Origin of the sequence: Pseudodesulfovibrio karagichevae (genome assembly GCF_041414475.1) — a bacterium.
Taxonomy (GTDB): Bacteria; Desulfobacterota; Desulfovibrionia; order Desulfovibrionales; family Desulfovibrionaceae; genus Pseudodesulfovibrio; species Pseudodesulfovibrio karagichevae.
Genome location: NZ_JBGLYH010000093.1, coordinates 1 through 10,664, shown reverse-complemented (window position 1 = coordinate 10,664; position 10,664 = coordinate 1). Strand labels below are relative to the sequence as shown.

Below are 10,664 nucleotides of genomic sequence, written 5' to 3'. Positions count from 1 at the left end.
CAGCGAGTTGCCTCGCTGGCTCCATGAATACAATTATTACAGGAATCATTCGGCGTTACAGCATAAAACGCCTATCAGCCGATTGGGAGCCGCTGTGAACAACGTCTTGCAACTCCACAGCTAGCGCAGGTAGGCGTCGAGTAGTTCCCGGTAGCCGGGGCGGGCCTTGACCCGGTCCAGGGCGGCCTGGAAGGCGTCCACGACCTCGGCGGGCGTGTCCGGGTGGAAGGCGTAGTAGACCGGCGTTTCGCGCAGGACGTACACGGTCTCGAAGCTGTCCGGGGCGAGGCCTTCGCGGGCCGAGATCTTGCGCCAGCAGGCCTCTTCGTAGGCCACCAGGTCCAGGCGGCCGGTCATGAGCTTGTCGATGTTCTGGCTCATGCGGGCCACGGGCTGGATGCTGGCCAGGCCCTGGTATCCGGCGAGCAGGGTGTCCGAGACGTCCCCGCGCAGGGTGCCCACGGACAGCCCCTTGAGGTCGTCCAGGCTGTCGAGGCGGATATGCCGGTCCTTGCGGGCGATGAGCGCGAAACGGACCGAGGCGATGGGACCGGCCCAGCGGAAGGCGTGCTCGCGCTCCGGGGTCCGGGCCATGCTGAAGAGCACGATGTCGGGCTCATGCTGGAGCCGCTCGTAGGCCCTGGCCCAGGGCATGGACTCCACGCGCTGGCCGGGAATGCCGAGCTCGGTCCAGACCATGCGCAGCAGGTCCACGGAGATTCCGCGCATGACGCCGTTCTCCTGATAGTTGAACGGGTAGTACTCCTCGGTCAGCCATGCGTACTCCGCCAGCCTGTCGGCCGGACACCGGCCGCCCGAGGCCGCCGCCGGAAGCAGCAGGCAGAGAAGCAGGCCCGAAAGAGGGCCGATCCAGGGGGGCGTGGTCCGGACTTCTGCGGGGGCTGTGCTGTCGGGGTAGAGGGCGGACATGTTCCGGTCTGTAGCAGGACAACCGGGGGGCTGTAAATCCGTGACCTCAGTTCAGATAATGGTCGAGCAGGGCCCGGTAGTCCGGTTGGCGGGTCACGGCGTCAAGAGCCTTCTGGAAGCGTTCGATCAGGGCGTCCGGCGTGTCCAGGCTGAAGGCGAAATACAGCGGGTCGGTGCACAGGGTCATGATCGGCTTGAACTCGCCGCCGGGGCGGCCCAGCAGGGCGGCGAAGTGGTGGAACTGGAGGGCGTCCATGGCCACGGCGTCCACCCGGTCGCGGGTCAGCATCCCGATGGCCGTGTCCGGGGTGCGGGAGCCGGTGTAGCGCAGGCCCGCGTCCCGCAGGATGTTGGCCGAGGCCACGTCGCGCACCGCAGCCAGCCGCCAGCCGTCGAGGTCCTTGAGGGAGCGCGCGCTCAGGTGCCGGGAGCGCAGGGTGAACACCTCGGTCTTGCCCTGGACGATGGGGCCGACCCACTTGAAGTCGGGTTCCCGCCCCTTGGTCCGGTACATGGAGAAGAGCATGGTCCGGGGATCGACGTGGCCCATGTCGTAGGCCCTGGGCCAGGGGAACAGGTGGATGGGCTGCTCCGGCACGCCCATCTCCCGCCACATGCGCCTGAGCAGGTCCACGGACAGACCGGCGAGCCGCCCGTTCCGGCTGTAGTTCATGGGCCAGTACTGCTCGGTCATGTAGGTCAGGTGCGTGGCCGGATCGGCGAGGGCGTCGGCTCGGGCCGGGATGGCGGCGATCAGGACGAAGGCGGCCACGAGGAGCGGCGGTAGGAGATGGCGCATGGGCACGGACTAATCGACAACAGCGGGAAAGACAAGCGGGAAGCGGCGGGAGCGGGTTGTGAAACGACCTAATTGTTGTAGGAATTGAGCAGTGTTCGATAGGCCTGACGCGCGGTGACCGTGTCCAGGGCCCGTTGGAACCGGGCGATCAGGGCGTCGTCGACGTCCGGGCTGAAAGCGTAATACAGGGAGTCCTCGCTCAAGATCAGGGCGGTCTCGAAATCCCTTGCGGACAGCCCCATGGCGGCAATGGTGTGCCGGAAGCGGGCCTCATCCAGGGCGATGGCGTCCACGCGTCCCGACCGAAGGAGTTCGACGGCGTGCCTGGCATGGGTGGCGCAGGTCGGGACGATCCCGGTCTGCAGGACCTTGGAGGTCGAGGCGGTGTCGCGCAGGGAGGCTATCTTCAGGCCGGTCATGTCCTCGATGGACCGCAGCTTGAGGTTCCGCGAACGCAGGCAGAAGAGGGCCTGACGCCCCCTGGCGATGGGGCCGACCCATTTGAAGTGGTTTTCCCGCTCCCTGGTCCGATAGACGGAGAAGATCGCGACCTGCCGGTCCCATTGCCCGCTGTCGTAGATGCGGGGCCACGGCATGATCTCGATGGGCTGTTCCGGGACGTCCATTTCCTGCCAGATCAGCTTGAGCAGGGTCACGGCCAGGCCTGCGGGCTCGCCCTCTTGCTCATAGATGAACGGTCTGTACACCTCGGCCAGATACGTGATTCCCGCAGCGGAATCATTCGAAGCCTGCGTAAAGCCCGTCGAGGCCATGAACAGGCCGACGAACAGCGACACGGCAAGAAGCCCGGCAAACCTCATGGTCTATTTTAACCAAGGGAAACGGTAAAGGCAAGGCTGAGGCAAGGCCGGTATCCCTTCCCCGGCGCGCGTCGGCGGCCCTGCAATTGTCTGGCGACAACGGGAAAGGCGCGTGGTTGGAGACCGCTCGGGCCTGCGGAACGGGGGGGGCTTAGTTGACGTAGAAATTGAGCAGGTTGCGGTAGACCGGCCGCTTCACGATGGCGTTCAGGGCACGCTGGAATCGGGCCACCAGGGCGTCGTCGGTGTCCGGGCTGAAGGCGTAGTACAGGGAGTCCTCGCTCAGGACCAGGACGGCCTCGAAGGTGTCGGGCGGGAAGCTCAGGCCCGCGACGGTGCGCCGGAAGCGGAATTCGTCCAGGGCCACCGCGTCCACGCGGCCCGACTCGAGGAGCTGGATCGCGTGCTCGGCGCGGGAGGCGTAGATCAGGGGGAACCCGGCCCCGAGCACCTTGCTGGCTGCGGCGATGTCGCGCAGGGAGGCTATCCGGCGGCCGTCCATGTCGCGCAGGGAGCGGACCGCGAGGCGCCGGGAGCGCAGGGCGAACAGGGCCAGCCGCCCCTTGACGATGGGCCCGACCCACTTGAAGAGGCGCTCCCGCTCCTCGGTCCGGTACATGGAGAAAATCACGACGTGCGGGTCCATCTGGCCGCTTCGGTAGATGCGCGGCCAGGGCATGACCTGGATGGGCTGCTCCGGGACGCCCATCTCCTGCCAGATCAGCTTGAGCAGGGCCACCGACAGTCCTGTGGGCCGCCCGTTTTCCGTGTAGTTCAGCGGCCTGAACTCCTCGGTCAGGTAGGTCAGACCCTCGGCGGGGTCGCCCGGCTCGTGCGCCAGCCCCGGCGAGGCCAGGAGCAGACAGGCGAGCAGCGGCAAGGCGATGAGACTGGTTACCATCATGCAACAATCATAGCGGAGCGGCGAGGGCAAGGCAAGCTTGGCCCCTCTGCGGGCGGGTGTCAGCGGCTGCGCAGTGTGAGCATCAGGTCCGTGCCCACGGGCTCGCAATCGGCGATGCGGAAGTCCAGGGCCTGGGCCATGGACACGGCCTCGCGGCCGGAGTAGGCCGCCGGGGCGGTCTCGTCGCCGAGGATGCGTGGGGCCACGAAATGGACGAGTTCGTCGGCCAGTCCCTGCGCGATGAGGGCCATGGCGAATCGGCCGCCGCCTTCGCACAGGGTGTAGTGGCAGGCGCAGTCGTAGCGCAGCCGCTCGAAGCCGCAGGACAGGCTGAGGGCACCGGCCCGGCCGGGCAGGGGCCAGACCGAGGTGCCGCGCCGCCGCAGGACGTCGGCCTGGGGGCTGTGGGCCGAGGTCTTGGAGGTCATGAAGATGACCCGCTCGGGCCGGTCGCGCAGCAGGGTGAAGCGGCTCGGATCGTCGGGCAGCCGGGAGGTGACCACCACGGCCAGGGGCTGGACGAAGTCGTCGGGCAACCCCTGTTTGCGGCAGGTCAGGCTCGGGTTGTCCGCGTAAAAGGTGTTGCCGCCGACGATGACCGCGCCGACCATGGCGCGCAGGTCGTGGACCCGGGCGAAGGACTCGGGGCAGGAGACCGGTTCGGGCTTGCGCGATCCGCCCGCGATCTTGCCGTCCAGGGTGGCCGCCATCTTCAGGATGTTGTAGGGCGAGTGGGTGTTCTGCCAGAGCAGGAAGTCGTCGATGAGGTCCCGGCACGCCTGTTCGAGCACGCCCACGGTTACCTCGATGCCATGGGCGCGGAGCTTCTCCACCCCGCCCGCGGCCACCGGGTTGGGGTCGCGGACGCCGACCACCACCTCGGCCACGCCCGAGGCGATGAGGGCCTCGGTGCACGGCGGGGTCTTGCCGTGGTGGTTGCACGGCTCCAGGGTCACGTACATGGTCGCCCCGCGCGGGTCCACCCCCTTGCCGCGGGCGTCGGCCAGGCATTCGCGCTCGGCGTGGAGCCTGCCGAACTTCGTGTGCCAGCCCTCGGCCACGATCGCGCCGTCGCGGACCAGCACGGCACCCACGCACGGGTTCGGGGCCGTGGCGCCCCGGCCCAGCCTGGCCAGTTCCACGGCCCGGGCCATGAACGCTTGGCTAGCGGAAGTCGCCTTCCATGAAAACATGGTTCACTCCGGCCTCTTCGAGCATGGCTTCGGACAGCTCGTCGGGGTAGTTTTCGGCGTAATAGATGTTCTGCACGTTGCAGTTGATGAGCATCTTGGTGCACAGGATGCACGGCTTGGTGGTGCAGTAGATGTCGCACCCCTTGAGGTCCAGGTTGTTGGTGGCGGCCTGGATGATGACGTTCTGCTCGGCGTGCAGCCCCCGGCACAGCTCGTGGCGTTCGCCCGAGGGGATGCCGAGCTGGTCGCGCAGGCAGCCGACCTCCTCGCAGTGGGCGATGTTGGTGGGCACGCCGTTGTAGCCGGTGGCCAGGATGCGCTTGTCGCGCACGGCGATGGCCCCGACCGCGCGGCGGGTGCAGGTGGAGCGCTGGGCCACCAGGTGGGCGATGCGCATGAAATATTCCGGCCAGGGCAGTCTGTTGGACATGAGGTTCCTCGTTCGTTTCGAAGTGGAGGTGGTTCGGTCCACCTACCACTTCTCGGCCCGAAAGGGAACGGCCGTTCCCCTCGTCGGCGCGGGTGGCCCGCCCTGAAAAAGACCCGTCCGCAAGGGCGCGGCCGGGTGGTATGTGAACGTGTCGTGCGCCCCGGACCGGGGCGCGGCGCTAGACGCCTCAGCCGCCGCCGGTGCCGCAGCTTGAGCCTTGCAGGGCCTCGAGGTTCGGGCCGCCGCCGTCCACCTTGGCGGAGCAGGCGCTCATGAGCTTTTCGGTCTCCGTGGCCCCGCACTGGGGGCAGGCCACGGGCTTCTCGTCGTTGAACACGAGTTCCTCGAACTCGTTGCCGCACTGCGTACAGATGTATTCATAGATGGGCATGATCGTGTCTCCGGGTACCATGCAGTTCGTCGATACGCCGTAAATCGTGCCGCGCCGGGCATTTGTCAAGGGACGGCCCCTTGCACATTGCACCGAAATGTGCAAAACGTGTGCATGTAAATGCACAAAAAATGTGCGATGGTGCCGCGGGGTTTGAAAATAAATTGTGTAATTTTATATTGTTGCTGGTTTTGGCACGAGGCGTGCTTTAAGCGGACCAGAAGATCACACACTCTCTTCTTCCTGCTTGCATGAAGGCATAACCTTAGGAGGCTACAAGATGTCCAAAAAACACATCACCATTCCCGCCTTGGCTGCGGTGCTGGTTCTGGGCATGGCCGCGTTCGCCGTGGCCGGTCCCGGCCACGGTTACGCGGGCGCGTGCGGCGGCCCCGGCTACGGACCCGGCGCGGCGTACAGCCAGCTGACCCCCGAGAAACAGGCCGAGGTCAAGGCCGTGGCGGACAAGTACGAACCGCAGTTCGAAACCGTCCGCAACCAGATCTGGGCAAAACGCTCCGTGCTCCAGGCCATGGTCAACGGCGGCCAGGCCGACGAGAAGGCCATCACCAAGCTGGTCACCGACATCTCCAGCCTGCGCAACAAGATGCGTGACCTGCGAGCGGCCATGTCCGACGAGCTGGTCAAGGCCACCGGCATCACCGGCTTCGGCACCTGCGCCGGTTACGGCCGGGGTTACGACGCCGACGACGCTCCCGGCCAGGGACGCGGCATGTACGGCCAGGGCATGATGCAAGGTCACGGCATGGGCCGCGGCATGTACTAGGCCATTGAACCGGATCGATATTTCCGATAACCCGGAAAACAGGATATTGCGGGACAGGCGGCGTGGGGCCGCCTGTCCCGCAAATAATGATCATCTGCAGGCGGTGGCGGGCGTGCAGGGGATCCACGGCAACGCCCCATCTTTTTGAGGAGGTCCCTGGATGTTCCGAAAAATCACGTCCCTTACCGCGCTCCTTTCCTTTCTCGTCACGATCCTCACCAGCGTGATCCTGTACATCGTGCCCGAAGGCCGCGTGGCCTACTGGGCCGATTGGCATCTGCTGGGCATGACCAAGACCCAGTGGGGCGACGTCCACACCACCGTGGGCACCCTGTTCCTCCTCGCCCTGCTCCTGCACATCTGGCTCAACTGGAAGCCGCTGATGAGCTATATGAAGAACCGGGCGCGCGAGATGGTCGTCATGACCGGCCCCATGATCGTCAGCTTCCTCCTGGTCGTCGCGGTCTTCGCGGGCACGCTCTTCGGCGTTCCGCCCATGAGCACGGTGCTCGAGTATGGCGCGCGGATCAAGGAGCAGGCCACCGAGACCTACGGCAACCCGCCCTACGGCCATGCCGAGACCAGCCCGCTCAAGAAGTTCTGCGGCTTTCTGGGCCTGGACGTGAACATGGCCGTGGCCTCCCTGCACGAGGCAGGGTTCGATGCGTCCATCAACGAAAATTCCCTGATCAAGGACATCGCCCGGTCGCGCGGCGTGAGTCCGCAGTACGTCTACGACGTCATCCGCGCCGGGCAGGGGGGCGATCCCTTCGCCATAATGCCCGCTCAGCCGCCCGAGGGCACCGGCAAGCTGACGGTCGCCACCGTGTGCAAGACCTACGGCCTGGAACCGGAAGAGGTCCTGGCCCGGCTCAAGGCCGCGGGCATCGACGCCACCCCGGAGTCCACCTTCAAGAGCCTGGCGGGCGAGCACGACATGTCGCCCAGGGACATCTACCTGATCGTCAAGGGCAGGTAACCGAGGCCGTATGGATGTAGTTCACCCGGAAGGCAGGGAGAAGGGGCCCCTGGTCGCCCTGGTCCTGGCGCTCATCGTGCTGGGGCTGGGCAGCCTGTACCTGACCTGGCAATCCATCGCGCAGCAGCGGCGGATCGTTGAGGACCACATGGTCATGACCGGCAACTCCATCCTGCGCGGCGTGGACAACAACATCTTCCGCATCGCCCGCACCCTGCGCATGGGCAACCAGTCCTCCACCCTGTTCCGGACCATGACCGAGGAGCTCTTCACCGAGCTGGCCAAGTCCGACGACATCGAGTTCGTGACCCTGTTCAACCGCGCCGGGCACCCCATCGTCACCTCGGTCAAGAAGGGCAAGCACCCCATCTTCCAGCTGCCTGACGCCGTGGCCGAGGACATCGAGCCCGGCCGCGCCTGGCACGTCATGGCCGAGGTGGACAAGACCAGCGTGCTCCTGTCCGGGCTTCAGGTCCGGTCCGGCATCGCGGCCCTGCTCGGCGTGGGCGGCCAGGAAGGCGCGCGCGGGCTGGGCCCCGGCCGCATGAACGGCATGGGCGACATGGACGACATGGGGCCGGACATGATGTTCGACAACACCCAGTCCCAGGTCTACCTGGTGGTCGGCCTCAACGCCGAAAAGCACATGCGCCAGTTCCGCCAGTACCGGCAGGCCGCCACCTACCAGACCGGCTACGTCTTCCTGGCCGCCGTGGTCCTCTGGTCCCTGGCGTTCGCCTACCTGCGCCGCCGGGGGGCCAGCCGCAAGCTGATCCGCCTGGAGCGGTTCCAGAACAAACTTTTGGACAACATGCCCGACGGCCTGGTCACCCTGGCCGAGGACGGCGAGATCCTGGCCGCCAACCGTTCGGCCCGCGGACTGCTCGCCCCCGGACCCGCCGAGGAGCCCGAAGCCGAGGATGCCGGAGCCAGGCCCTGGACCTGGGACGGCGCCGGGAAAAAGGACGAGGACGCGCCCGTGCCGCCGCCCGAGATCGTGGGCGCCAACTGGCGCGACTTCGACTTCGGCCGCCAGACCAGCGAGAACCCGCCCTCCGGCCCGGTGGAGTGGGAGCAGTTCGACTATCAGGGCCGCCAGCTGGAAATCCTGTTCCTGCCCTTTCAGGAGCACGACGAGGACGCGGCCCCCGAGCTGGGCCAGCGGCTGGTGCTCATCCGCGACCGCACCGAGATCCGCTGCCTGGAGGAGGATCTGAACGAGGCCAAGCGGCTGGCCGCCATCGGTTCGCTGGCCGCGGGCGTGGCCCACGAGGTGCGCAACCCGCTCTCGTCCCTGCGCGGCTTCGCCCAGCTCTTCGCCACCAAGCTCAAGGGCCAGGCCCCGCTCGACCAGTACGCCGCGGCCATGGTCCAGGAGGCGGACCGCCTCAACCGCGTGGTCACGGACCTGCTCTACCTGGCCCGGCCGCGTCAGCTGGACCCGTCGTTCATCGACCTGGCCAAGGTCGGCGACTCGCTCAGGCAGCTCATGCGCTTCGATTTCGAGGACAAGCTCATCGAGCCGGAGTTCGACTTCGGCCCCGAGCCGGTCTGGGCCGACCCGGACGCGCTCAGGCAGGTCCTGCTCAATCTCATTTCCAACAGCCTGGACGCCATCCAGGGGTGCGCGGACTGCGACAAGCCGGGCCATGTCCGGCTGGTCTCCATGCGCGGCCACAAGGGCGTCTGGATCATCGTGGCCGACGACGGGCCGGGCATGGACCCGGATATCCAGGACGAGGCCTTCAAGCCCTTCGTCACGGGCAAGAAGACCGGCACCGGGCTGGGACTGGCCATCGTCCAGAACATCATGCGCGCCCACAAGGGCCGCGTGATCATAGAATCCGAACAGGGCCGGGGGACCGAGATGAAGCTGTTCTTCCCCGATCCGCCGCCCTCGGCAGATAAGGAATCAGAGTCATGAACGAAGAACGTATCGCGCTGATCGTCGATGACGAGCCGGGCCATCGCATGATGGTCCGCGCCGTGCTGGAGGACGACGGCTGGACCGTGCTCGAAGCCGAATCCGGCGAACGCGCCCTGACCGTGCTGGCCGAGGAGGCCGAGTCCGACACCTATCCGGACGTGGCCATGGTGGACATGAAGATGCCCGGCATGGACGGCATGCAGCTGCTCAAGGAACTCCAGATCCGGCGGCCATCCATGCCCGTGGTTCTGCTGACCGCCTTCGGCTCCGTGGGCAGCGCCGTGGACGCCATGAAGCGCGGGGCCTTCGACTACCTGACCAAGCCCGCGGACAACGACGAACTGACCGCCGTGCTCGGCAAGGCCTTCGAATACCACAAGCTGCTCGACGAGAACGCCCGGCTGCGCGCCGAGGTGGGCAGCGAGCCCGACTTCATCGGGGGCAGCCCCGGCATCGAGCGGGTGCGCGACCTCATCGGCCAGGCCGGGCCCACTGAGGCCACGGTGCTCATCCTGGGCCAAAGCGGCACCGGCAAGGAACTGGTGGCCGAGGGGCTGCACCGGGCCAGCCTGCGGGCCGACAAGCCGCTCATCAAGGTCAACTGTGCGGCCCTGCCCGACGATCTCCTCGAATCCGAGCTCTTCGGCTACGAAAAGGGTGCCTTCACCGGCGCGGTCAAGGACAAGCCCGGCCGGTTCCAGCTGGCCGACGGCGGCACTCTGTTTCTGGACGAGATCGGCGAAATGCCCGCCGCCCTTCAGGCCAAGCTCCTGCGCGCCCTCCAGGAAAAGACCATCGAGCCGCTCGGCTCGGTGCGCACCGTCCAGGTGGACACCCGGATCATCGCGGCCACCAACCGCAAGCTGAAACGGGAGGTCGAGGCGGGCCGCTTCCGCGAGGACCTCTACTACCGGCTGGCCGTGCTCGAAATCCGCATCCCGCCTCTGTGCGAGCGCAAGGAGGACCTGCCGCTGCTGGTCAGCTTCCTGCTCCGGCGGCTGGGCAACAAGAACAACAAGATCATCCGCACGGTCACCCCGGCCTTCCTGGACGCCCTGTCCGGCTACGACTGGCCCGGCAACGTCCGCGAACTCGAAAACGTGCTCGAACGCGCCCTGATCCTGTCCCGGTCCGACGCGCTCGGCCCGGACCTCCTGCCGCCCCAGATCACCGGCGCGCGCGAAAACGTCATCGACATGGAATTCACCCACGGCGGCCGCCCCGCGCCCACCCCCGCCAACCTCGAAGAGGCCGAGAAACAGGCCATCATTCAGGCCCTCGAGGAAAACGGCAACCACCGCGAACGCACCGCCGAAGCCCTCGGCATCAGCCGCCGCACCCTGCAATACAAGCTCAAGAAGTACGGGTTGACGCGCCGCTAGCTGTGGAGTTGCAAGACGTTGTTCACAGCGGCTCCCAATCGGCTGATAGGCGTTTTATGCTGTAACGCCGAATGATTCCTGTAATAATTGTATTCATGGAGCCAGCGAGGCAACTCGCTGG

11 protein-coding genes are annotated in these 10,664 nt (G+C 66.6%); 4 read left to right on the top strand and 7 right to left on the bottom strand.

Translation table 11 applies throughout. The features are described 5' to 3' along the window. Positions 1–120: 120 nt before the first annotated feature. The 7 genes from AB6M95_RS18595 to AB6M95_RS18565 form a co-directional block, all read right to left on the bottom strand. Positions 121–930, bottom strand: a complete 810-nt coding sequence (locus AB6M95_RS18595; protein WP_371388245.1) for a substrate-binding periplasmic protein — start codon at positions 928–930, stop codon at positions 121–123. 46 nt (positions 931–976) lie between these two features. Next, a complete protein-coding gene (locus tag AB6M95_RS18590; protein WP_371388244.1) occupies positions 977–1,729 on the bottom strand; it encodes a substrate-binding periplasmic protein in 753 nt (250 codons plus the stop codon). 68 nt (positions 1,730–1,797) lie between these two features. After that, positions 1,798–2,526, bottom strand: coding sequence for a substrate-binding periplasmic protein (locus tag AB6M95_RS18585; protein ID WP_371388243.1), 729 nt, complete (start codon positions 2,524–2,526; stop codon positions 1,798–1,800). 175 nt (positions 2,527–2,701) lie between these two features. Next, positions 2,702–3,454 carry a substrate-binding periplasmic protein gene (locus tag AB6M95_RS18580; RefSeq protein WP_371388242.1) on the bottom strand — a complete coding sequence of 251 codons (753 nt, stop codon included), beginning with the start codon at positions 3,452–3,454 and terminating at the stop codon, positions 2,702–2,704. Positions 3,455–3,513: 59 nt separating this feature from the next. Continuing rightward, on the bottom strand, positions 3,514–4,647 hold the full coding sequence (gene ribD, locus AB6M95_RS18575) for a bifunctional diaminohydroxyphosphoribosylaminopyrimidine deaminase/5-amino-6-(5-phosphoribosylamino)uracil reductase RibD (RefSeq protein WP_371388241.1): 1,134 nt from the start codon (positions 4,645–4,647) through the stop codon (positions 3,514–3,516). After that, positions 4,619–5,077 (bottom strand): deoxycytidylate deaminase, encoded by a 459-nt coding sequence (locus tag AB6M95_RS18570; RefSeq protein ID WP_371388240.1) that lies wholly within the window; start codon positions 5,075–5,077, stop codon positions 4,619–4,621. The genes ribD and AB6M95_RS18570 overlap by 29 nt, the downstream gene beginning before the upstream one ends. 187 nt (positions 5,078–5,264) lie before the next feature. Then, a complete protein-coding gene (locus tag AB6M95_RS18565) occupies positions 5,265–5,468 on the bottom strand; it encodes an FmdB family zinc ribbon protein (protein WP_371388239.1) in 204 nt (67 codons plus the stop codon). A gap of 280 nt (positions 5,469–5,748) precedes the next feature. Between AB6M95_RS18565 and AB6M95_RS18560 the strand changes: the two genes are divergently transcribed. The 4 genes from AB6M95_RS18560 (at position 5,749) to AB6M95_RS18545 (ending at position 10,543) form a co-directional block, all read left to right on the top strand. Continuing rightward, entirely contained in the window at positions 5,749–6,255 is a 507-nt protein-coding gene (locus tag AB6M95_RS18560; RefSeq protein WP_371388238.1) for a Spy/CpxP family protein refolding chaperone, read from the top strand. Positions 6,256–6,415: 160 nt separating this feature from the next. Continuing rightward, positions 6,416–7,234 carry a DUF4405 domain-containing protein gene (locus AB6M95_RS18555; RefSeq protein WP_371388237.1) on the top strand — a complete coding sequence of 273 codons (819 nt, stop codon included), beginning with the start codon at positions 6,416–6,418 and terminating at the stop codon, positions 7,232–7,234. Between the two features lie 10 nt (positions 7,235–7,244). After that, complete coding sequence (locus tag AB6M95_RS18550; protein WP_371388236.1) at positions 7,245–9,158, top strand: two-component system sensor histidine kinase NtrB; 1,914 nt, start codon at positions 7,245–7,247, stop codon at positions 9,156–9,158. Next, entirely contained in the window at positions 9,155–10,543 is a 1,389-nt protein-coding gene (locus tag AB6M95_RS18545; protein ID WP_371388235.1) for a sigma-54-dependent transcriptional regulator, read from the top strand. Before AB6M95_RS18550 ends, AB6M95_RS18545 begins: the two co-directional genes overlap by 4 nt. Positions 10,544–10,664: the final 121 nt, after the last annotated feature.

Bases quoted from the DNA above. Each gene is read 5' to 3' on its own strand.
- AB6M95_RS18595 (WP_371388245.1), bottom strand. From the start codon at position 930: ATGTCCGCCCTCTACCCCGACAGCACAGCCCCCGCAGAAGTCCGGACC.
- AB6M95_RS18590 (WP_371388244.1), bottom strand. From the start codon at position 1,729: ATGCGCCATCTCCTACCGCCGCTCCTCGTGGCCGCCTTCGTCCTGATC.
- AB6M95_RS18580 (WP_371388242.1), bottom strand. From the start codon at position 3,454: ATGATGGTAACCAGTCTCATCGCCTTGCCGCTGCTCGCCTGTCTGCTC.
- ribD (WP_371388241.1), bottom strand. From the start codon at position 4,647: ATGTTTTCATGGAAGGCGACTTCCGCTAGCCAAGCGTTCATGGCCCGG.
- AB6M95_RS18570 (WP_371388240.1), bottom strand. From the start codon at position 5,077: ATGTCCAACAGACTGCCCTGGCCGGAATATTTCATGCGCATCGCCCAC.
- AB6M95_RS18565 (WP_371388239.1), bottom strand. From the start codon at position 5,468: ATGCCCATCTATGAATACATCTGTACGCAGTGCGGCAACGAGTTCGAG.
- AB6M95_RS18560 (WP_371388238.1), top strand. From the start codon at position 5,749: ATGTCCAAAAAACACATCACCATTCCCGCCTTGGCTGCGGTGCTGGTT.
- AB6M95_RS18555 (WP_371388237.1), top strand. From the start codon at position 6,416: ATGTTCCGAAAAATCACGTCCCTTACCGCGCTCCTTTCCTTTCTCGTC.
- AB6M95_RS18550 (WP_371388236.1), top strand. From the start codon at position 7,245: ATGGATGTAGTTCACCCGGAAGGCAGGGAGAAGGGGCCCCTGGTCGCC.
- AB6M95_RS18545 (WP_371388235.1), top strand. From the start codon at position 9,155: ATGAACGAAGAACGTATCGCGCTGATCGTCGATGACGAGCCGGGCCAT.